The 21596-nt window shown below is 65.0% G+C and carries 20 protein-coding genes; 12 read left to right on the forward strand and 8 right to left on the reverse strand.

All coding sequences use genetic code 11. The features are described 5' to 3' along the window. The first annotated feature begins 3 nt into the window (after positions 1–3). Entirely contained in the window at positions 4–2001 is a 1998-nt protein-coding gene (locus tag AC1Z32_RS27870; protein ID WP_483482072.1) for an acetyl/propionyl/methylcrotonyl-CoA carboxylase subunit alpha, read from the forward strand. Here the strand turns inward: AC1Z32_RS27870 and AC1Z32_RS27875 are convergent. After that, positions 1998–2492: an OmpA family protein gene (locus AC1Z32_RS27875; protein ID WP_483483331.1), complete on the reverse strand. Its 495-nt coding sequence runs from the start codon at positions 2490–2492 to the stop codon at positions 1998–2000. The two genes, AC1Z32_RS27870 and AC1Z32_RS27875, sit on opposite strands and share 4 nt — an antisense overlap. Before the next feature lie 202 nt (positions 2493–2694). On the opposite strand from AC1Z32_RS27875, the gene AC1Z32_RS27880 reads away from it, so the two are divergent. Then, positions 2695–3777 (forward strand): AI-2E family transporter, encoded by a 1083-nt coding sequence (locus AC1Z32_RS27880; protein ID WP_483482073.1) that lies wholly within the window; start codon positions 2695–2697, stop codon positions 3775–3777. Positions 3778–3982: 205 nt separating this feature from the next. Here the strand turns inward: AC1Z32_RS27880 and AC1Z32_RS27885 are convergent, their stop codons facing one another. From AC1Z32_RS27885 to pcaH, 3 genes are all read right to left on the reverse strand, one after another. Next, positions 3983–4288, reverse strand: a complete 306-nt coding sequence (locus tag AC1Z32_RS27885) for a DUF2288 domain-containing protein (RefSeq protein ID WP_483482074.1) — start codon at positions 4286–4288, stop codon at positions 3983–3985. A gap of 96 nt (positions 4289–4384) precedes the next feature. Next, on the reverse strand, positions 4385–4993 hold the full coding sequence (gene pcaG / locus AC1Z32_RS27890) for a protocatechuate 3,4-dioxygenase subunit alpha (protein WP_483482075.1): 609 nt from the start codon (positions 4991–4993) through the stop codon (positions 4385–4387). A gap of 6 nt (positions 4994–4999) precedes the next feature. Then, entirely contained in the window at positions 5000–5701 is a 702-nt protein-coding gene (pcaH, locus tag AC1Z32_RS27895) for a protocatechuate 3,4-dioxygenase subunit beta (RefSeq protein ID WP_483482076.1), read from the reverse strand. 115 nt (positions 5702–5816) lie between these two features. Here pcaH and pcaQ point away from each other — a divergent pair, with 115 nt between their 5' ends. Together pcaQ and AC1Z32_RS27905 are read left to right on the forward strand one after the other, a co-directional pair. Beyond that, on the forward strand, positions 5817–6755 hold the full coding sequence (gene pcaQ, locus AC1Z32_RS27900) for a pca operon transcription factor PcaQ (protein ID WP_483482077.1): 939 nt from the start codon (positions 5817–5819) through the stop codon (positions 6753–6755). Between the two features lie 204 nt (positions 6756–6959). Continuing rightward, entirely contained in the window at positions 6960–7328 is a 369-nt protein-coding gene (locus AC1Z32_RS27905; RefSeq protein ID WP_483482078.1) for a response regulator transcription factor, read from the forward strand. A gap of 7 nt (positions 7329–7335) precedes the next feature. Here the strand turns inward: AC1Z32_RS27905 and AC1Z32_RS27910 are convergent, their stop codons facing one another. Continuing rightward, positions 7336–8049, reverse strand: coding sequence for a lysophospholipid acyltransferase family protein (locus AC1Z32_RS27910; protein ID WP_483482079.1), 714 nt, complete (start codon positions 8047–8049; stop codon positions 7336–7338). Between the two features lie 139 nt (positions 8050–8188). Between AC1Z32_RS27910 and pip the strand changes: the two genes are divergently transcribed. After that, positions 8189–9178 carry a prolyl aminopeptidase gene (pip, locus tag AC1Z32_RS27915; protein ID WP_483482080.1) on the forward strand — a complete coding sequence of 330 codons (990 nt, stop codon included), beginning with the start codon at positions 8189–8191 and terminating at the stop codon, positions 9176–9178. 3 nt (positions 9179–9181) lie between these two features. On the opposite strand, the gene AC1Z32_RS27920 is transcribed toward pip, so the two are convergent. Beyond that, the gene (locus AC1Z32_RS27920) at positions 9182–10495 is read right to left on the reverse strand and encodes an EAL domain-containing protein (protein ID WP_483482081.1); all 1314 of its coding nucleotides are present in this window, start codon (positions 10493–10495) and stop codon (positions 9182–9184) included. A gap of 253 nt (positions 10496–10748) precedes the next feature. Between AC1Z32_RS27920 and AC1Z32_RS27925 the strand changes: the two genes are divergently transcribed. From AC1Z32_RS27925 to AC1Z32_RS27935, 3 genes are all read left to right on the forward strand, one after another. After that, positions 10749–11171 carry a hypothetical protein gene (locus AC1Z32_RS27925; protein ID WP_062603817.1) on the forward strand — a complete coding sequence of 141 codons (423 nt, stop codon included), beginning with the start codon at positions 10749–10751 and terminating at the stop codon, positions 11169–11171. Positions 11172–11879: 708 nt separating this feature from the next. Further along, on the forward strand, positions 11880–12503 hold the full coding sequence (locus AC1Z32_RS27930) for a hypothetical protein (RefSeq protein ID WP_483482082.1): 624 nt from the start codon (positions 11880–11882) through the stop codon (positions 12501–12503). A gap of 150 nt (positions 12504–12653) precedes the next feature. Continuing rightward, the gene (locus tag AC1Z32_RS27935) at positions 12654–15623 is read left to right on the forward strand and encodes a putative bifunctional diguanylate cyclase/phosphodiesterase (protein WP_483482083.1); all 2970 of its coding nucleotides are present in this window, start codon (positions 12654–12656) and stop codon (positions 15621–15623) included. 27 nt (positions 15624–15650) lie between these two features. On the opposite strand, the gene AC1Z32_RS27940 is transcribed toward AC1Z32_RS27935, so the two are convergent. Continuing rightward, on the reverse strand, positions 15651–15860 hold the full coding sequence (locus AC1Z32_RS27940; protein WP_483482084.1) for a hypothetical protein: 210 nt from the start codon (positions 15858–15860) through the stop codon (positions 15651–15653). 223 nt (positions 15861–16083) lie between these two features. Here AC1Z32_RS27940 and AC1Z32_RS27945 point away from each other — a divergent pair, with 223 nt between their 5' ends. Further along, positions 16084–17307 carry an ROK family transcriptional regulator gene (locus AC1Z32_RS27945; RefSeq protein WP_483482085.1) on the forward strand — a complete coding sequence of 408 codons (1224 nt, stop codon included), beginning with the start codon at positions 16084–16086 and terminating at the stop codon, positions 17305–17307. A 14-nt stretch (positions 17308–17321) separates the two neighbouring features. Here AC1Z32_RS27945 and AC1Z32_RS27950 read toward each other — a convergent pair whose 3' ends face one another. Then, a complete protein-coding gene (locus AC1Z32_RS27950; protein ID WP_483482086.1) occupies positions 17322–17948 on the reverse strand; it encodes a LysE family translocator in 627 nt (208 codons plus the stop codon). Positions 17949–18078: 130 nt separating this feature from the next. On the opposite strand from AC1Z32_RS27950, the gene AC1Z32_RS27955 reads away from it, so the two are divergent. The 3 genes from AC1Z32_RS27955 to hutI all read left to right on the forward strand — a co-directional run bounded on the left by AC1Z32_RS27955 (position 18079) and on the right by hutI (position 21593). Beyond that, positions 18079–18543, forward strand: a complete 465-nt coding sequence (locus AC1Z32_RS27955) for an Lrp/AsnC family transcriptional regulator (RefSeq protein WP_483482087.1) — start codon at positions 18079–18081, stop codon at positions 18541–18543. A 156-nt stretch (positions 18544–18699) separates the two neighbouring features. Next, complete coding sequence (gene hutU / locus AC1Z32_RS27960; RefSeq protein ID WP_483482088.1) at positions 18700–20376, forward strand: urocanate hydratase; 1677 nt, start codon at positions 18700–18702, stop codon at positions 20374–20376. After that, positions 20373–21593, forward strand: a complete 1221-nt coding sequence (hutI, locus tag AC1Z32_RS27965) for an imidazolonepropionase (protein ID WP_483482089.1) — start codon at positions 20373–20375, stop codon at positions 21591–21593. Before hutU ends, hutI begins: the two co-directional genes overlap by 4 nt. The last annotated feature ends 3 nt before the right edge of the window (positions 21594–21596 follow it).

The following is a 21596-nucleotide window of genomic DNA, read 5'->3' on the forward strand; positions in this document are numbered from 1 at the left end:
GCCATGTTCAACAAAATACTCATAGCGAACCGCGGCGAAATCGCATGCCGCGTAGCGGCGACCGCGAAGCGCCTGAATGTCGGCAGCGTCGCCGTGTATTCCGACGCCGATGCCAAAGCCAAGCACGTCGCCGTGTGCGATGAAGCGGTGCATGTCGGCGGATCGGCGGCATCGGAAAGTTATCTGCGCATCGAGCGCATCGTCGATGCGGCGAAGCGAACCGGCGCGCAGGCGATTCATCCGGGCTACGGCTTTCTCTCGGAGAACGAGGACTTCGCCAACGCATGCGAGAAAGCGGGGCTCGTGTTCATCGGGCCGCCCGTCGAGGCGATCAGCGCGATGGGCTCGAAAGCCGCCGCGAAAGCGCTGATGCAGTCGGCGTCCGTGCCGCTCGTGCCGGGCTATCACGGCGACGATCAGGATCCCTCGCTGCTCCAGCGCGAAGCGGACCGCATCGGCTATCCGGTGCTCCTGAAAGCGAGCGCGGGCGGCGGCGGCAAGGGCATGCGCGTCGTCGAGAAGAGCGAGGATTTCGCGGCCGCGCTCGCGTCGTGCAAGCGCGAGGCGGCGTCGAGCTTCGGCAACGACCGCGTGCTCATCGAAAAGTATCTGCTGCGTCCGCGTCACGTCGAAGTGCAGGTGTTCGCGGACAAGCACGGCAATGCGGTCTATCTCTTCGATCGCGATTGCTCCGTGCAGCGCCGCCATCAGAAGGTGCTGGAAGAAGCGCCCGCACCGGGGCTCAACGACGAAACGCGCCGCGCGATGGGCGAAGCCGCCGTTGCAGCGGCGCGCGCGGTGAACTACGTCGGCGCGGGCACGGTCGAGTTCATCATGACGCAGGACGGCCAGTTCTACTTCATGGAGATGAACACGCGCCTGCAGGTCGAGCATCCGGTGACGGAGATGGTCACGGGCCTGGATCTCGTCGAATGGCAATTGCGCGTGGCGGCGGGCGAACCATTGCCGCTCACGCAGGACGAGCTGAAGGTGACCGGCCACGCGATCGAGGCGCGCATCTACGCGGAGAACCCGTCGCGCGGCTTCCTGCCATCGACGGGCACGCTCAAGCATCTGCGCATGCCGCACGCGGTGGAGTTTTCGATCGACGGCGACGTGCGCGTCGACAGCGGCGTGCGTCAGGGCGACGCGATCACGCCGTTCTACGATCCGATGATCGCGAAGCTGATCGTGCATGGCCGCGACCGTCGCGATGCGCTGGCTCGCATGGCGCGCGCGCTGGCGGAGTGCGAGATCGTCGGGCTTTCCACCAACGTCGAATTCCTGCAGCGGATCGTGAAAAGCGAGCCGTTCAGCGCGGGCGATCTCGACACGGGTCTGATCGAGCGTCATCACGACGCGCTGTTCGCGCCGACTCACGTGTCGCGCAAGAAGGCGCTCGCGCTCGCATGCGCGGCGCTGCTCACGCGCGAGGGCGGCGAGGCGCACGGTTTTTCGCCCTGGGATGCGCTGTCGCACTGGCGCATGGCGGGCGGCTATAGCCAGGATCTGAACTGGCGCGCGCTCGATACGGACGAGACGCTCAAAGTCGTCTTCACGAAGAACGGCGACAAGCGCTTGCGGCTCGATGAGGACAGCGCGCGCTTCGACTGGTCGCACATCGGCGAGACGTCCTTCGCGGTTCAACTCGACGATGCGCTGATCAAGGGCCACGTCTTCACCGATGGCGACGTCTTCCACGTCTTCCACGAAGGCGCGGCGTTCCAGTTCGAGTGGCAGAACCTGATGGCCCACGCGGGCGATGCCGAGCACGAAGGGCGTCTCACCGCGCCGATGCCCGGCAAGGTGATCGCGGTGCTCGTGGAGCCGGGCGCGTCGGTGGAGAAGGGCGCGCCGCTGATGGTGATGGAAGCGATGAAGATGGAGCACACCATCGTGGCGCCTGCCACGGGCAAGATCGGCGAGATTCTGTTCGAAGTCGGCGATCAGGTCGCCGACGGCTCGCAGTTGCTCGTGCTCGAAGTGGAGCAGGCGGCCTAACGCTTCTTCGCGGGCGCGCCGAGCAGCGTCTCTTCGGTCTCGGCGCGCACGAGTATCTCCACACGCCGGTTCAACGCGCGGCCTTGCGCCGTGTCGTTGGCGGCGATCGGCCTCAGATACGCCATGCCTTTGGTCGTGATGCGCTCGGCGGGAACGCCGCGCGCGATCAGCGCCTGCGCGACGGCGTTGGCGCGCGCCTCGGACAGCGCGCGGTTATAGGCGAGCGTGCCGTCGTTGTCCGTGTGGCCTTCGATGAGAATCGGCCGCATGCTGCGCTTGAGCACCTGAGCCGCGCGGTCGAGCATCGGCGAGTAACCGCCGCGGATGCGCGACGCATCGATATCGAACAGCGGCGCCTCGGGCAGGCGCATCTCCACGCCGCCCTTGACCGGCAACATCGCGATGCCGTATTGCGCGTTCAACTGCTCTTCCTTCGAGCGGTTGAGACCGGACGAACATCCGGCGAGCAGTGTGAGCGACAAGCACGCCACAACCGTTGCCCGTGAACCTTTCCCTTTCATTGCAAGATCTCTGCGTCGATGCCGAACCCCGATTATAGGGATGGCGAAACGAGTCTTTTGTAAAGAACGATACATGACTGCGCGCATCGAGTGGAACGGTTCGTGCGTGATTACAATGCAGGCGGGCGCTTCAGGCGTCAGACTCATCGATCATCACGAGGTTCATGCCCCCATGCAGATCCAACCGCGCAACGACACGACACCGGACGCGGCCGCGCGCACGCGCAAGATGCAGCGCACGGCTTCCACGACGCTCCACGTGGTGCTGGTGCTGATCGCACTGTACACGGCGCGCACCTTCATTCCGGCCGTCGTGTGGGCGAGCGTGATCGCCATCGCATTGTGGCCTGCGTTCCGCTGGCTCGAGCGAAGGCCGATGTTCAATCAGCATCACAACCTGCTCGCGGTGTCGTTGACGGCGGCGATCGGGCTGTTGTTCGTGGTGCCGTTTTTCATCGTCGCGGCGCAGACGGCGGCCGAAGCGCACGACATGCTCGGCTGGATCCACGATGTCCTGCGCACCGGCATTCCAATGCCCGCGTTCATCGAGCATCTGCCGAGCAGCTTGCAGCAGATCGCGCGCTGGTGGCAGGCGAATCTTTCGACGCCGCTCGAATCCTCACCCGCGGTGAAGAATCTGCACAGCGCGACGGTCGTCGCGATGACGCGGCATTTCGGCGGACGCGTGGTGCATGGCCTCGTGGAGTTCGGCTTCATGCTGATGACGCTTTTCTTCGTGTTCCTGGCGGGCTCGCGGCTCGGCGAGCAACTGCTCACAGGCTCGCGCCGCGCGTTCGGCTCGGACGGCGCCGCGCTCGTGCGGCGCATGGCGGAATCGGTGCGGTGCACCGTGGTGGGACTCGTCGTCGTGGGGCTCGGCGAGGGCGCGCTGCTTGGCGTCGCGTATGCTGTGACGGGCGTGCCGCACGCGACGCTGCTCGGCATGCTGACCGCCGTCGCGGCGATGCTGCCGTTCTGCGCGCCGATCGTTTTTCTTGGCGCATCGCTATGGCTGCTCGCGCAGGGCGCGATGGTCGCGGCTGCGTGCGTCGCGGCGTTCGGATTGATCGTCGTGTTCGTGGCGGAGCACTTCGTGCGGCCGGTGCTGATCGGCGGTTCGACGCGGCTGCCGTTTCTGCTGGTGCTGTTCGGGATTCTCGGCGGCGCGGAGACGTTCGGGCTCATCGGGCTGTTCATCGGCCCGGCGCTGATGACGATTCTCGTCGTGTTGTGGGTGGAGTGGGTGCGGGATTGATTCGAGAGCGGGAGCACACGCGGATGCTCCCTCTCGTCGAAGCGAGATCACATACGGATCGGCGTATTCATTGACCGGCATCGCTTCGAGCTTTGCCTGATCGAGCGATACCGCGAGGATCGCGTGCTGTTGCTTCTGCGGGAAACGGCGCGCCAGCTTCGTGCCGAACTTCCCGACGAGCCCACGACTTGCGCGAGCGGCCGACTCAGCCGCGTTCCTGCACGCAGACCCACGGCGACAGGACGACCGCCCACAATTCCGGATCGCGCGCGGCGAGATCGGTGGCGGTGTTGGCCTGCATGCGTTCGATCAACCCGGCGGAAAGCCATTGCGTGACCTGTTGCGTGTCGTCGCTGGCGAGGCTTTCAGCGACGCTCACGAGATCGAGGTCGCCCTTCACCCAGATGAGCTTGCCTTGAGCGAAAAAGCGTTCCAGTTCGGACCAGCCGATCTGGGCGGTTTCACCGAGGAGCTTGACGTAGAGCGGGCTGGGCGTGGGAGCGTCTGACATGAGAGGAAGCGGAGAAAAAACGAAAGGCGTCCGACACTATAGCGCAGTGCCGGACGCCTTCGTTTCAATCGACTGCTGCGAGAAGCGCGATTAGCCTTACAGGTCGAAGAAAACCGTCTCGTTCGGGCCGCGCAGATGGATGTCGAAGCGGTAGATCGCGCCCGACGAACCCGGCTTGGCCGACGCACCCGCCTCGCGCTTCGCGATCAGCGTTTGACGGCGCTCCGCCGGCACGCCTTGCAGCACGGTGTCCTTCGCGTTGGCTTCGGTTTCGTCCTCGAAGTAGATGCGCGTGTACGCGTGCAGCAGCATGCCGCGCATCAACACGATGACGTCGAGGTGCGGCGCGGCGTCGTCGGCGGTGGCGCCGGGCTTCACCGTGTCGAAGATGAAGCGCAGTTTCGGGTCCGTGCCGGTGCCGCAGCGGGCGAAGCCGCGGAAGCCCGATTCGCGCGCTTCCTGCACGGTCTGCACGTAGCGGCCGTTTGCATCGGCCTGGGCGATTTCGATCAGCGCGTCGTTGACGGGCTTGCCTTCGGCGTCGTACACGTTGCCGACGACGGAGATATGCTCGCCCGGCACTTCACGGTCCGCCGCCGATGCGGTGAAAAGGCTCTTCAGGTCGAAGTTGTACTGCTCGGGCACGAGGCCGTAAGCGAAGTACGGTCCGACGGTTTGCGAGGGGGTCTGTTTCAGCGTGGTCATGTTCGGTTACTCCGTCGGCGTTTGGTCCGGGCCGCGCAGCACGATGTTGAATTCGTAGCCGAGCGCGTAGTTTTCCTGCGTCGTGTCGATCGAGAAGGACGACACCAGACGCTTGCGTGCGTGCTCCGGAATGCCCTGATAGATCGGATCGAGATCGAGCAGCGGATCGCCGGGGAAGTACATCTGCGTGACGAGGCGCGAGCCGAAATATTCGCCGAAGAGCGAGAAGTGGATGTGCTGCGGACGCCACGCGTTCGGGTGATTGCCCCACGGATACGCGCCCGGCTTGATCGTCATGAAGCGGTAGCGGCCTTCGTCGTCGGTCAGGCAGCGGCCCGCGCCGAGGAAGTTCGGGTCGAGCGGCGCGTCGTGCTGGTCCGCTTTGTGCACGTAGCGGCCGGCGGCGTTCGCCTGCCACACTTCCACGAGCGTGTTGCGCACCGGGCGGCCGCCTTCGTCGAGCACGCGGCCCGTCACGATGATGCGCTCGCCGAGCGGATCGCCGTTTTTCGCGGCATTGCGGGTGAGGTCATTGTCGAGCACGCCCAGATCGTCAGCACCGTAGACCGGCACGCGGCGGTTGCGCAGGTTTTCCTTCAGCGGAATCAGCGGCAATCCGGGGCTGCGCAGGATCGACGACTTGTAGCCCGGCGACAGATACGCGGGATGGGATTCCCAATCGCGCGGTGTGAGGATGGGGGAGGTCATGTCGACTGTCTCCTGTATTTGTGGAAGTTGAATAGGATGTTTCTGACGGCTACTTTATAGAACGACGCAAGTTATGGAAAATGATGTTTCGTGCCATCTTGCATAACGGATCGTCATGGATACCGACTTCACCAACACCCGCGTCAAGTTCCGGCATCTGCAGTGTTTTCTGGCCGTCACGCAGCTCGGCAGCGTGCAGCGCGCCGCCGACAGCTTGTCGATCACGCAGCCCGCGGTTTCGAAAACGATCGGCGAGCTCGAATCCATTCTAGGCGTGCGTTTGTTCGAGCGCGGGCGGCGCGGCGCGGTGCCCACGCGGGAAGGCAGGCTGTTCGCGCCGCATGCCAGCGCGTGCGTGGCGTCCTTGCGGGAAGGTGTCGACATGTTGCTGCGCGAGCGCGGCGATATGCCTGGATCCATCGCGGTGGGCATCCTGCCGACGGTCGCGCCCGTGCTGCTGTCGCCCGCGCTGACGTCGTTCCGGCAGCAGTGGCCGGCGGTGTCGCTCTCCGTGTGGACCGATTCGAACGCGCTCCTGCTGGAGAAGCTGAAGGCGGGCGATGTCGATCTCGTGGTCGGGCGCCTGTCCGAGCCCCAAGCGATGCACGGGCTTTCTTTCGAGCAGATTTATCGCGAGCCGCTCGCGGTGGTCGTGCGGCGCGAGCATCCGTTGACCCTGGAGACGCCGCTCACGCCCGCGCTGCTCGCGCGCTTCGTGATCGTCGTGCCGCCGTTCGGCACGTTGATTCGTCAGTCGGCTGAAAGCGTGCTGACCGCGTTCGGCGCGCATGCGTTGACGGCGCTCGTCGAGACGTTGTCGGTGTCGCTCGGGCGCTCGCTCGCGATGAACAACGACGCCGTGTGGTTCGTGCCCGCGGGCGCCGTCGAACAGGACATCGCGCTCGGGCTGCTCACCGCGCTGCCGATGCCCTTCGCGGGCACTGACGAGCCCATCGGCCTGATTCGCCGCAACGACGCGGCGCGCACGCCGGTCGAGGAAACGCTCGTCGACGCGCTGCGCGAAGCCGGCCGCTCGCGAGCGGGGCGCAAATGACCGGCGCACGCGAGCGGCGCGCAAGTTGCTGAAGCAGCATTTACCGCGCAGGTTTTGCGCGAAAGAAATACTATGACGAAAAGGGCGGTGAACGAAGTGACTGCAACAATCGCGTGCAGCGGCGGTCACATTCGAGGTCGTTCGCAGCCTTTGTCCTGGACGTTTCCCGCATAGACGCGCCGCACCCGAAAACATGTTCGCAAGATGAAGACCGTACTGCTCGTCGACGACGACCCCGCTACCATCGAAGCCTGGACCCTCTGCATGCAAGGCGAGGATTGCAATGTCTTATGCGCGTTCGATGGCAACGGAGCGTTATCGATACTCGGCGAGCAGCGGGTGGACATTGTCGTGTCCGACTGGATGATGCCGGGCTTGGGCGGAGCGCTGCTCTGCCAGACGATGAAGAACGACGCGGCGCTCGCGCACATTCCTTTCCTGATGATTTCCGGGCACCCGAATCCGCCCGCGTTCGTAAGCTATGACGGGTACTTGCGCAAGCCTGTCGATATGGGGACGCTGATCGCGGCGGTGAATCGCTTGTGCGCCGCGAAGAAGAAGCCGCTTTACTGACGCGCGTCTAGCGCAGTTCCGCCAGCGCCTCGTCCATCTGCGTCTGCGCGAGCCGGTTCAACTCCTGCGGAATTTGGCAATCGAGCGGCAGGCACGGCGTGACGATCACGCGGATATGTCCACCACGATCCGGCCAGCCCTTCGCGGGCCAGACCTTGCCCGCATCGTGCACGACGGGCACGACCGGCACCTTCGTCGCACAGGCGAGGCGCACGCCGCCCGACGCGAGCTTGAGCGGCGCATCGTGGGCGACGCGCGTGCCTTCCGGGAAAATGACCACCGAATCGCCTTTCTTCAGCCGCGCCGCGCACTCGCGCGTCACGGCGGTGTGCGCCTGACGGATCGAGCCGCGGTCGAGGCTCACCATGTCGAGGCCGCGCAGGACCCAGCCGAAAAACGGGATGTTCATCAGCTCGTGCTTGAACACGAAGCTGATGCGGCGCGGAAAAAGCGCCATGAACGAGAGCGTTTCCCACGTCGATTCGTGCCGCGACAGGATGATGCACGGCCCGTCGGGCAAATGCTCCAGCCCTTCGATCGAGCACGTGACGCCGGTGATCACGCGCATCATCGCGACCATCGCGCGGCACCAGAGCTTCGCGAGCCGGTAGCGCCCGTTACGGCCGACGAACGGAAAGAGCGGCAGGATCAGGATCGACCAAATAGTGCCGCTGCCGAGCAGATAGGTTGCAAAGAGCCACTTGACGAGGGTGCGGCGCATCGGGATTCGCTGGATGACAGAGGGGTGACGAACGGCGGGAAGCCGCAAGCATAGCGTATCGGGCGCGCGCGTCATGCGGTGTCATCGAAGCGATGCAACAATGGACCCCGACGAAACACATTCAGCAAAGGATGGAGCAATGGAAAATCAAACGCCGGTGCAGTTCGACGAAGGCATGCTCGACGTGGGCGACGGCCACTCGATCTACTGGCGCGCGCAGGGACCGCACGACGCGCCCGTGATGCTCGTCGTGCATGGCGGCCCCGGCGGCGCGATGAACGTGAAATGGGCGGAAGTGCTGGAAGAGGGCAAGTGGCGCGTCGTGTTCTTCGATCAGCGCGGCTGCGGCAAGTCGAAGCCCTTCGGCCTGCTTGCGCACAACGGCATCGATGCGCTCGTCGGCGACATGGAAAAGCTGCGCGCCGCGTTGAATATCGAGCAATGGGCGATCTTCGGCGGCTCGTGGGGCACGACGCTCGGCCTTGCATACGGCGTCGCGCATCCGGAGCGCTGCACGGGCTTTTTGCTGCGCGGCGTGTTTCTCGCGCGGCGCGAGGACATCGACTGGTTTCTCTGGGACGTGCGCCGCGTGTTCCCCGAGGCGCACCGCGCGTTTCTGGATGCGATCGAAGCGGCCTGCGGCAAGCGCCCGGCGAACGCGCAGGACATTCTGCGGCTGACCGAGGCGCCGCTCGCGCGCTTCGACGAAGCGGGCACGCGGCTCGCGCGCGCGTGGACGCAGTATGAAACGACGCTCTCCGTCGTCAACAAGCCAGAGAAGGAACCGGCGGAAGAAGAGAAGCGCCCGAGCGCGGAAGCCAATGCGGCGGCGATCTCGATGGCGCTGCTCGAGCGTCACTACATGGCGAACGAGCTGCCGCCGATGCCGCTCTTGCCGCTCGTCGCGCGCATCGCGCATTTGCCCTGCCGGATCGTGCATGGCCGCTTCGACATGGTCTGCCCGGCCGATCAGGCGCTCGAGCTCGCCGCGCGCTGGCCCGGCGCGGAGCTGGCCGTCGTGGATGCGGCGGGGCACTGGACTTTCGAGCCGGGGAATCTCGCGGCATTGCGCGCGGGCGCGGCGGCACTCGCGAATGCGATCACGCCGGTGAAAACCGCGGCCGCGTGAAGCTCAGAAGATCGCGGGCGCTGCTTCGATCAGCCTGCGCCAGTCGAGATCCGCGCCGATCACGACGGGCTTCGCGGTGCGCTGCGTGGCGATCGTGAGCGTCACGCAAAGCGACGTGCCCGTCACCGAAAGATACGGCGCGCTCGTGATCACCTGCTGCGGCTTCGCGTGCGCGTCGACGAAATACGGGCGATTGTCCCAGCGCCCGGCCGACGGGTCCGCGATCGGCGCGAACCGTTCGCTGGGCGCTTTCGCGGCGGCGCCCGCGAGGCCCGGCATGAACTCGCGGCCGCCCTCGTCGAGGAAGAAGCAGCTGAGCGTGCAGGGCAGCGCGAGCAGATCGGCGCACGTGGCCTCGGTCGTCGCGCCCGACGCGAAGCGCCTCGCGGCCTGCGTCAGGTTCGAGCGATAAGGCATCAGGAGCAGGTCGCTCGCGAGGCGTTCGGTGCGGCGCATCTGCGCGAGCGCGTCGAACACGTCTTCGAAGAGCGGCGTCGCCGTGCCGCGCCCGGCAAGCTGCGCCGACGGCATGCCGAACAGATAGCCCTGCACGAAATCGACATTCGAGCGCGCGGCGAGCATCAGATCGTCGCCCGTCTCGATGCCTTCCGCGACCACGAACATGCCCGACTCGTGCAGGAGATCGACGAGCTTCGGCATCAGCGCGTCGCGCATGTGGGCGCGCGGCTGCGTGCTTGCGGCGCGCACGAGGCTGCGGTCGAGCTTGACGATGTCCGGCTTCAAAGTGAGCAGCCGGTCGATGTTGGAATGCCCCGCGCCGAAATCGTCGACGGCGACGAGAAAGCCCTGCGCCCGGAACGCATGCGTCGCGCGGGCAATGTCGTCGACGTCCGTGCCGCCGGATTCGAGCACTTCGATCACGAGCCGCTCGGGCGCGAGGCCCGCGTCGCGCGTGGCCGAAGCGAGCCGCGCGGCGTAGCCGGGATCGATGAAGGTCGCGGGATTGACGTTGAGGAAGAGCCAGTGCGCGGCGGGCAGCACCGGCGCCGCGTTCTGCAGATGCGTGAGGTGGCTCATGCGGTCGAGCTCGGTGAGCTTGCCCGCGACGATCGCGCGTCCGAAGAGATCGAACGGGCCGACGAGCGTCTCGCCGCCCGCGTCGCCGCGCAACAGCGCCTCGTAGCCGACTTCGCGCTGATGCGGCAGGCTGAAGATCGGCTGCAGATGCGTGCGCAGCGCGATGCCGTCGACGATGTCCGCGCGTCCGCTCGGCACGTTCAGGCGAGGGTGGCCGGGCTCGCCTGCGCGGCGGCCGGAGACGGCGTACGGAAAGCGCGCGCCGGCAGACGAACGCACAGAGGACACAGGTCGATGAACGGCACGGCAGTCACGCGTTTCGGTGGGGATGAGCACAATATCGGCCGGTCGTGCGCAAACTTGAGCAGCGAACTCGTCTATTCGTCGAGCGCAGTTCGGGCGCTTCGGGCCCCGTCCGGTTTGCCGCCGACGCCCGCGCGACCTATCTTTGTTGTTGCGAGGCCGCGATCCGGTGCAACTTTGGCCGGACCCGGCTCGTCGAACGATGCAACGAACCATGTGAGAGAGATAGATGGCGCAACAGAAAACCAATCCCAAGCTCGAGCAGGCGCTGACGCGTGGCGATCTCGCGATCCGTCAGGCCAACTCGGGGCGCGCCACGGCGGTGCTGCGCGCACTCGGCAAGATGATCGTGGAGGCATCCGCGACGATCGGCGTCGAGGCGCACGTCGTCATTCACGACGGTGACAAGATCTACGATCCCGCCGACGGCGTGTGGCCGCAGCAGTTGCTCGTGTCGCTCGATGGCCCTGTCGAAGAGAACGATCCTGACGAGATCCGCACGATCACGCTGCTCGCCGACACGCCGGCCACGATTTTCCGCTGCGAATGGCAGCGCGCGGACGGCAATATCGGACGGCAGGAAGGGCGGCCGCTAGCAATGGTGGCTTTCATCACCGACGTCGATATCCCCTGGCTCGACGACGACGACTGATTAATTTTTAATTCGCTCCGGCGATTTCACACAACCGACATGATTATGTCGTGTTAGCGCGGGCGCTTCTTTCGAAGGACGCCCGCTTTTCTTTTTCCGCCGCCCGGCTGTTTTCCATCCCAGATTTTGCACTTCCGGTGTTTCGCACATTCTGCTAAACCGGCATGTAAGCAAACGTTACCGACTTCTTTTTTTTCTGCGTTTTCCGGCATTTACGTGATGTTCCACGACGCTTCGGCGAACGCTATTCTCTGGATTGCCTCTCGCGTCGATTGGTGGCTGCTCGCCCTCGTTTCCTCACCCTGATCGGGCTCGCATATTCCTGTACGACATATGCATATATTGGTTGTGCGGCGGCTACCCGGCGATTGGCTTCGCCGATTAGAAGCTTTCTTCCACTGCTTTAGCCTGAAATTTGCTGTGAAACAGCGGCAAGCGCGCACCCCGTTATTGGTCTTCGTGAGAGGCTCGATACGCCCGTGTAAAGGAACCAACCATTAAATCTCCTTCACGCGCGGCACCTTTCCAATCGCCAAGAAAAAATGGGGTTTACAAATGGAACGTCTGAACCTTGCCAACGCCGCCGCCGCTAACCAATCCGAATCGGCGGTCCGCCCAACGCTCACGGTCGTGCCCACGCTTCAGAAATCCGAGCGCATGCCGTTTACTATCCGTATCGTCCGTGATGATGCGGGACTGCAAAAAGCCGTGAGCATCAGACGTTCGGCCTATGGGCGGCATCTGCCCGAATTCGCCGAAACCATGACGATCGAGTCCTCCGATCGCGATCGCGGCACCGCCGTGCTGCTGGCGGAATCCAAGCTCGACGGCGCACCGCTCGGCACCATGCGCATCCAGACCAATGCGTATGGCCCGCTCGCGGTGGAGCAGTCGGTGCGTCTGCCGGAACATCTCGGGACGAGCCGCCTTGCGGAAGCGACGCGTCTCGGCGTCGCGGGCGGCATGGTGGGGCGCGTGGTGAAAGTGGCGCTGTGCAAGGCGCTCTGGATGTTCTGCGAGCTGCACGAGATCGATTACATGGTGATCACGGCGCGCACGCCGCTGGATCGGGAGTATGAGGCGATGCTCTTCAAGGATGTTTTCGGCGTCAATGAATTCCTGCCGATGTCGCACGTGGGCGGCCTGCCGCATCGCGTGCTGGCGAAGGATGTCGCCGCGGCGCGCCAGCGCTGGGAAGAAGCCCGTCATCCGCTCTTCAATTACATGGTGAATACTCACCACCCGGATATCGATTTGCATTCTGTAGATTTATCTTTTGACTGGGAACCGGTACGATGCCCGGAGGCTCCGTTGATGGCCTACGGAAGATAAAAAGCACGAACGTCAGGAAGGTAATAGCGAAAAACCGGACCGCGGAGCGGTCCGGTTGGCCAAGCGACGGCGAACGGGGTTTTCCCATGGCTCTTTCGTCGCCCGCGCCGGCGCATATCGCGTCGGGCGCAAACGGGGGTTTTTCCAGGTATGGCGTCGGTTATTCCAGCTTCCTTATCGAGATTCAGACGCACGGGTTCGTGGATCGACGACGCGCTGTACGCGGTCGCCGTTTATGCCGTGCCGTTTCTGATTTTGCTCGGTACGATCGCGACGCTCTATTTCCTGCCGCGCCAATTTGAATCGCGCGGCGCGCTTGCTCTCGAATTGCGCGTCGTCGCCGATAAATCCGGCATCATGACGCCCGCCGAAGCGCTTCAGGCGCTGCAAGGCGCCACGCCGGTTTCCCGTTACAGCACGCGTCTTTCCGAAAAACCGGTCTGGTTCAGTTTCACGACGCCCAGCATGAGCGCGGACTCGTCGACGATCGTCGAATTGCCGTCGCGTCATGCGCAAACGCTTGCCTGCTGGAACGCGAATACGCTCGCGCCGCTCGGCCAGGCCGACCGCGATGGCGTGAGCGGCGAGATGCGCGCGGTGAAAGCGGGCTTCTCTATTCAGGTAGGCCGGCTGAAGCAATCCGAAAACATTCTCTGCCGGGGCACATTTTCCGGTCCCGCGCAGATCAATGCGAACGCGTGGGAATGGCAAGGCCTGCGCAATTCCTCGCTCGATTTTCAGGAAAGTTCCGGCCTCATCGCCGGGGGCCTGCTGACGCTCGCCGTGTTCGTGTTCGTCACGGCGCTCATCAATCACGAATGGACCTACGTGATTTTCGCGGTGTGGCTCGTCGGCAATCTGCGCCTTTGCGCGAACGCGATGGGCTGGGACATGCAATGGCTCGGCCGCCTGTTGCCGTCGGATTTCATGCAGCCGTTGCGGCAGGTCACGTTCGCCGCGTACTACCTGCTCACCGCCGCGCTCTTTCAGCAGCTCTTCCGGCGCGAACTGCGCGTGGTCGGCTATCGCTGGCTGCTGCGCGTCATCCAGTATGTCGGCATCGTGCTGCTCGCCGCCGCGCTCGCGCTGCCGTACGCGCTTTTCATCCCGGCGCTGTGGATCATCGCGGGCTTCGGCATCTGCGTGCTGCTGTTCTTTCTCGCGCGGCTCGTGTGGATGGCGCGCTCGCGCACCGTCATGTGGTATGTAGCCTCGCTCGGCGTCGTGCTGTTCGCGACGTTCTCCGAGGTGCTCGGCGCGGCATTCGGGCTCAAGGTGCTCGTCGGCGGCGTCAATACGGTGATGGCCGCGCTGTCGTCGAGCATGATGGCGGCCTTCGCGATCGCGGAGCAGATGCGCGCCGAACGCGATTTCCGCCGTCAGGCGCAGATGGAATTGCGCAACACCTACGAAGTCACGCCGATCGGCCTCTTCACGCTCGACGCCGACGGGCACTTCGTGCGCGCCAACCCCGCATTGCGCGCGATGCTCGATCTGCAAAAGACCGACTACAAGGCGCGGCACTGGAACGATTACTTCGAGGCGGGCGCGTGGGGCGCGCTGCAGGCACTGGCGTCGAAGGGCAGCGACGGCGAACTGGAAATGGGCGGCTCAGTCGCGCGCGGCACCGGCGAGCGGCGTTATCTGCTGAAGGCGATCCGCTCGAACGGCTGGATCGAAGGCTCGCTTCAGGATACGACCGAACGGTCGCGGGCCGTCGAGCGGCTGCGTTTCCTGGCGGAGCATGATCCGCTCACCGCGTCGCTGAACCGGCGCGGCATCGAGAAGGCGATTTCCGCGCAAAGCGAGGAAACGCTGCCGTGGGCGCTCGCGTATGTCGATCTCGACCGCTTCAAGCTCGTCAACGATCTCTTCGGACATCGTTGCGGCGACGAAGTGCTGCGCCAGGTCGCGGCCCGCACGCGCGCGCACTTCGCGGGCAGCTATCCGGTGGGGCGCATCGGTGGCGACGAATTCGTGTGCGTGATGCACGACACGTCGATCGAGGACGCCATCGCGCAATGCCGCGACCTGATCTCGATTCTTTCGGACGCACCGTATCAGGTCGGCAATCGCGCGTTCCAGGTGAAGGCGTCGATCGGTCTTGTCGAATGCTCGCAGGGCGTGCGCGTGCAGGACGCGCTTTCACACGCGGATCGCGCGTGCCGCGAGGCGAAGAAAGTCGCGCACACGCATCTCGTCACGTATCGCAAAGGCGCGGCCGCGTTCGAGGAGCGCGCGGAGGAACTGAAGCTCGTCGAGACGCTCGGACGCAATCGCCTGCCGCCCGGGCTCTTCCTCGTGATGCAGCCGATCATGTCGCTCTCGGCGCCCACCGAATCGCTCAACTTCGAAGTGCTGCTGCGCATGCGCGCGCCCGACGGGACGACGCTGCCCGCAGGCAAGGTGATCGTCGCGGCGGAGGAATCGGGCAATATCGCGGCCATCGACCGCTGGGTCATCTCGACGCTGCTCGAATGGATCGAGGTGCATCAGCATCAGCTCGCCAGCACGCAGTTCATCTGCGTGAATCTGTCGGGCGGTTCGCTGAACGACGAGCAGTTCATGGAGGACATCTTCGCGCTCTTCGCGCGCTATCAGTCGATCGTCCATTATCTGTGCCTCGAAATCACGGAGAGCGTCGCGCTGCACGATCTGGAGAACACGCAGCGCTTCATCGCGCGCGTGCACGACATGGGCGGAAAGATCGCGCTCGACGACTTCGGCGCGGGCTACACGTCGTTCAAATATCTGAAGGCGCTGTCCGCCGATGCGCTCAAGATCGACGGCGAATTCGTGCGCTCGATGTGCGCGCATCCGGCCGATATCGCGATCGTCGAGGCGATCGTCGCGCTCGCGCGCAATCTCGGCATGCGTAGCGTCGCGGAGTGGGTCGAGGACATCGATACCTTGCGTGCGCTGCAGGAGATCGGCGTCGATTACGTGCAGGGCTTTCTCGTCGCCCGGCCGCAGGACAGCTCTGCGATCCTCGCGGCGAGCTCGGCCGCGAGCTTCGTGAAGGACCCGGAAGTGATCAGCTTCGTCGAAGGCCTGTCGGAGCCGGCTCAGTCGAACGTGTTCGACTACGAGTGGCACGCGCGCGCTTCAGGTGCGCACTGAAGCCGCGTATCGGAGCGCCGGAAGGTCTCAGGCCGTCTTCATCTCGTTCAATATCTTCGCCGCCGCGATGGGAATGCGCGTGTCGTCCCATTGCGCGAGCCATTGAATTTCCTTGCGCGTGAAATAGCCCGCGTGATTGCGCAGCGCGAACTGCAGCGAATCGACGATGTGATCGCGGATGATCTGCGGCGCGTTCTCGTCATTGACGATCGCGTGAAGGGCTTCGAGTGTGCTCATTTGTTTTCAAGCGCGGAGTTCGATTGGCGAAGAATCTCTCGCCGAACATAACCGATCAGAAATCGCAGAAAATAATCGGCCGGTGTCGCGAACGGTGCGTGGATGCGCGCTTGATAAAATCGGCGCGGGTGTCTTTACTAAATAAAAACAGTGGATTTAATCGAACGGGGACGAACGATGAACGATGTCCGGCGCGCACGCCTCATCCGCGAGGCCGTGGCCGATGTCTGAGCGGCCCGCGCGCAAAGCCTCCGTGCATTCCGTCGGCTCGAATCAGCTCGGCATGCGCCAGTTCAACGAGCGCATCGTGCTGCAGGCGATCCGGCTGCACGGTTCGTTGCCCAAGGCGGATATCGCGCGCATGACGCGCCTGTCGATGCAGACGGTCTCGCTGATCGTCGATCATCTGATCGAGGACGGGCTGCTGGCGAAGGAGCCGCGCGCACGCGTGCGGGGGCGCATTGGTCAGCCTTCGGTGCCGATCTCGCTGCGCGCGGACGGCGCGTTTTCCATCGGCGTGAAAGTGGGGCGGCGCAGTCTCGACGTGCTGTCGATGGACTTCGCCGGCAACGTGCGCTCGCGCGAGACGCTGGAGTATCCCTATCCCGATCCGCATGCGCTCTTCCCTGCGCTGGAGGCGCGGCTCGCGAGCGTGGTCGCCACGCTCGGCGACGGCGCGCCGAAAATTGCGGGCATCGGCGTCGCGGCGCCGTTGTGGCTCGGCGGCTGGCGCGATTTCTTCGATACGCCCCCCGACGCGCTCGCGGCGTGGAACGACATCGACATTCGGGAACGCATTCAGGCGATGACCGCGCTGCCCGTCGAATTCGCCAAGGACACGACGGCCGCGTGCGCCGCCGAGCTCGTGATGGGTCAGGGGCGCGGGCTGCGCAATTTCTTGTATGTGTTCATCGGGACGTTCATCGGCGGCGGACTCGTCATCGACGGCAGGCTGCACGCGGGGCCGGGCGGCAACGCGGGCGCGATCGGCTCGTTTCCGCTGACCGGCGCCGCAAAAGGGAATCGCGCGGGGCAGTTGCTCAATACGGCGTCGGTGTATGTGCTGGAGAAGGCGTTCGCCGCCGCGGGCGCGCCGCCCGCCGCCGCGCACGACGAGCGCGCCCTTGCGCCCGAACTGCGCGCGCTATCCGAAGCGTGGATGGACAAGACGTGCCCGGCGCTCGCGATGAGCATCGCTTCGTCGGCCGCGTTGCTCGATCTCGAAGCGGTGGTGATCGACGGCGAGATCGACCGCAGCTTGTTGCGCGACGTGATCCGCCGCACCGGCGACGCGCTCGCCGCGTTCGACTGGCAAGGCATGACGCGTCCGCGTCTGGTGGAAGGCCTGATCGGTCCCGACGCCCGCGCGATGGGCGGCGCGATCCTGCCGCTCTACGCGCATTTCGCGCCGAAGCACGAGCTCTTTCTGAAGCCGCTCGAAGCCTGATCGCGCGGCGCCCTTCAGTCCAGCGACAGCCGCGCGGCGAACGCGAGCAGCGCGGCGGAAAACGTCCAGCGCTGCACGGTCTGCGCTTTCGGATGACGGCGCAGCCAGCCGGAAATCCGCACCGCGCCCGCCGCCAGCGCGAGGTCGAACATGACGCCGACCGCGACGAGCACCACGCCGAGTTCCAGCACTTGCGACCAGACCGCACCCGCTTCCGGACGCACGAATTGCGGCAGCAGCACGGAACAGAAAAGCAGCGCTTTCGGATTGAGAATGCTGCTCAGAATGCCTTTCGCGTAGGCGGAACGCAGCGTGGAGGCGGCGGGCTGCCCGGGCGCCGCGTCGAGCCCGAACGCGGGCGAACGGAAAATCTGGATCGCCACGTAGGACAGGTACAGACCGCCCGCGATGCGCACGCCGTCATAGAGCCACGGCGCGGAACGCAAGAGCGCGGCGACGCCGAGCGCCGAGAGCGTCACGTGGGTCGCGCGCGCGGTGGCGAGCCCTCCGGCTACGGCGAGTCCATGCCGGAAGCCGCGCGTGCCGCTCGTCTGAAGCATGAGCGCCATGTCCGGGCCCGGCAACGCGTAGACGACCGCGAGCGCGCCGATGAAAACCCAAAGCAAGTGTGCCGAGACCATGATGAAGCTCCTGTTTCGAAGGCTTAATCGTGCCACTTCGGATGAGGCGTTTTCTGGCCTTTTTTATCGGACCTTGGGAATTTCTCACAGCTTTCCGCTAGAGTTTGCAAAGAACAAAGGGGAAAGCTCCATGACCGAACTCGACCGTATCGACCGCGCGATGCTCGCCGCGCTTCAGCAGGACGGCCGCATGCCCGTCGCGAAACTCGCCGAGCGCGTCGGCCTGAGTGAGACGCCGTGCGCGCGCAGGCTCAAGCGTCTCGAAAGCGATGGCTATATCGACGGCTATCGCGCGATGTTGTCGCGCAAGGCGCTCGAACTGGGCGTCGTCGCGTTCGCGCAGGTGCGCTTCAGCGTGCACGACCGCGCGCTGTCCGATCGCTTCGAGCGCGAGATCCAGGGCATCGCGCGCATCGTGTCGTGTCACAACATTTCGGGCACGGCCGATTATCTGCTTCAGATCGTCGCGCGCGATCTCGACGAGTACGGCATCTTCATGCGCGACGTGCTGCGCACCTTGCCCGGCGTGACGGCCGTCGAATCGATACTTTCGCTGCGAGAGGTCAAGCGGGACGGCGGATTACCGCTGCCCTGATATTGTCTATACAAGAAACGTCGTGGCACGGAAGGAAAGCCTCGGGATTCCCCTAATACAACGTAAGTTGTATATACAAGAACATGAGACCAACTCGACGCGGCTCATCGCCTGCGGTCGTCGACACTCCCTTTTCTTGATGCGCAGGAGCAATCCGTGACTTCATCTTCCCGTTTCCGCGATACCGAAATCCGCGCCCCGCGCGGCACGCAGCTCAACGCCAAAAGCTGGCTGACCGAAGCGCCGCTGCGCATGCTGATGAACAATCTCGACCCCGACGTGGCCGAAAATCCGAAGGAACTCGTCGTGTACGGCGGCATTGGCCGGGCGGCGCGCGACTGGGCGTCCTACGACAAGATCGTCGAGACGCTCAAGCGCCTCGAAGCGGACGAGACGCTGCTCGTCCAGTCGGGCAAGCCGGTCGGTGTGTTCAAAACGCACGAGAACGCGCCGCGCGTGCTGATCGCGAATTCGAACCTCGTGCCGCACTGGGCCAACTGGGAGCACTTCAACGAGCTCGACGCGAAGGGCCTCGCGATGTACGGCCAGATGACCGCGGGCAGCTGGATCTATATCGGCAGCCAGGGGATCGTGCAGGGCACGTACGAAACGTTCGTGGAAGCCGGACGGCAGCATTATGGCGGCGACCTGAAGGGCCGCTGGGTGCTGACCGCCGGGCTCGGCGGCATGGGCGGCGCGCAGCCGCTCGCGGCGACGCTCGCGGGCGCCTGTTCGCTCAACATCGAATGCCAGCAGAGCCGCATCGACTTCCGTCTGAAGACGCGTTATGTCGATGAACAGGCGGCCGATCTCGACGACGCCCTCGCGCGCATCCAGCGCTACACCTCCGAAGGACGTGCCATTTCCATCGCGCTGTGCGCGAACGCGGCGGACGTGCTGCCCGAGCTCGTGCGACGCGGCGTGCGCCCGGACATGGTCACCGATCAGACGAGCGCGCACGATCCGCTCAACGGCTATCTGCCGAAAGGCTGGACCTGGGCGCAGTACCGCGACCGCGCGCAGAGCGATCCGGCGGCGACGGTGAAAGCCGCGAAGCAATCGATGGCCGAGCACGTGCGCGCGATGCTCGCGTTCCGCGAACAGGGCGTGCCGACCTTCGACTACGGCAACAATATCCGCCAGATGGCCAAGGAAGAGGGCGTCGAGAACGCGTTCGACTTTCCGGGCTTCGTGCCGGCCTATATCCGTCCGCTCTTTTGCCGTGGCGTCGGACCGTTCCGCTGGGCCGCGCTTTCGGGCGATCCCGAGGACATCTACAAGACCGACGCGAAGGTGAAGGAAATCATCGCCGACGATGCGCATCTGCATCGCTGGCTCGACATGGCGCGCGAGCGCATCAGCTTCCAGGGCTTGCCGGCGCGCATTTGCTGGGTCGGGCTCGGCCTGCGCGCGAAGCTCGGCCTCGCGTTCAACGAGATGGTGCGTAACGGGGAGTTGTCGGCGCCGGTCGTGATCGGCCGCGATCATCTCGATTCCGGCTCGGTCGCGAGCCCGAATCGCGAAACCGAAGCGATGCAGGACGGCTCCGACGCCGTGTCCGACTGGCCGCTGCTCAACGCGCTGCTGAATACGGCAAGCGGCGCGACTTGGGTGTCGATCCACCACGGCGGCGGCGTCGGCATGGGCTTTTCGCAGCACGCGGGCGTCGTGATCGTGTGCGACGGCAGCCGCGAGGCCGATGCCCGCATCGCGCGCGTGCTGCACAACGATCCGGCAACCGGCGTCATGCGCCATGCCGATGCGGGCTACGACATCGCGGTTCAATGCGCGCGCGAGCAGGGCCTCGATCTGCCGATGATCGACAAGCGATGAGAAAGCTCTGGCACCACTGTCACGCCGCGACGATGACCGGCGGCACGTATTCGATCGTCGAAGACGCGGCGATCCTGACCGACGGCGCGCGCATCGAATGGATCGGGCCGCGCGCGGCCGCGCCGGAGGTCGGCGATTGCGAGCGTGTCGATCTCGAAGGCGCGTGGGTGACGCCGGGGCTGATCGACTGCCACACGCATCTCGTGTTCGGCGGCGATCGCAGCGGCGAGTTCGAAGAGCGGCTTCAGGGCGTCAGCTACGCGGAGATCGCGGCGCGCGGCGGCGGCATCGCGAGCACGGTGCGCGCGACGCGCGAAGCCAGCGAGGATGCGTTGTTCGAAGCGGCCAAGGCGCGCGCGCTCGGGCTGATGCGCGAGGGCGTCACCGCGCTCGAAGTGAAGTCCGGCTACGGGCTCGACCTCGCGAACGAACGCAAGATGCTCGCGGTCGCGCGGCGGCTCGGCGAAGCGCTGCCGCTGACGGTGCGCGCGACCTGCCTCGCCGCGCATGCGTTGCCGCCCGAATACGCGAATCGCGCGGATGACTACATCGCGCATGTCTGCGATGACGTGCTGCCGGCGCTCGTCGCCGAAGGCCTCGTCGACGCCGTCGATGCGTTCTGCGAGCACATCGCGTTTTCGACGCAGCAAGTCGAGCGCGTGTTTCAGTGCGCCCGCGATCTGGGCGTGCCTGTGAAGCTGCACGCGGAGCAGTTGTCGTCGCTGCATGGATCGTCGCTCGCGGCGCGGTATCGGGCGTTGTCGGCGGATCATCTCGAATACATGACGGAAGACGATGTCATCGCGATGGCGCACTCCGGCACCGTCGCCGTGCTGCTGCCGGGCGCGTTCTACCTGTTGCGTGAGACGCAGTTGCCGCCCATCGACGCGCTGCGGCGGCATCGCGTGCCGATCGCGCTCGCAAGCGATCTGAATCCCGGTACATCGCCGGCGCTGTCCTTGCGCATGATGCTCAACATGGGCTGCACGCTGTTCCGCATGACGCCCGAGGAAGCACTCGCCGGCGTGACGATTCACGCGGCCAGCGCGCTCGGCTTGCAATCGACGCACGGATCGCTCGAAGCAGGCAAGTCGGCCGATTTCGTCGCCTGGCGAATCGGCAGGCCTGCTGAACTTTCCTATTGGCTCGGCGGCGCGTTGGGCAATCGCGTCGTGCGCGGCGGCGTGGAGATCGATTTCGCGCGCATCGTCCGATAAAAC

This window comes from Caballeronia sp. 11_S32, assembly GCF_056930355.1.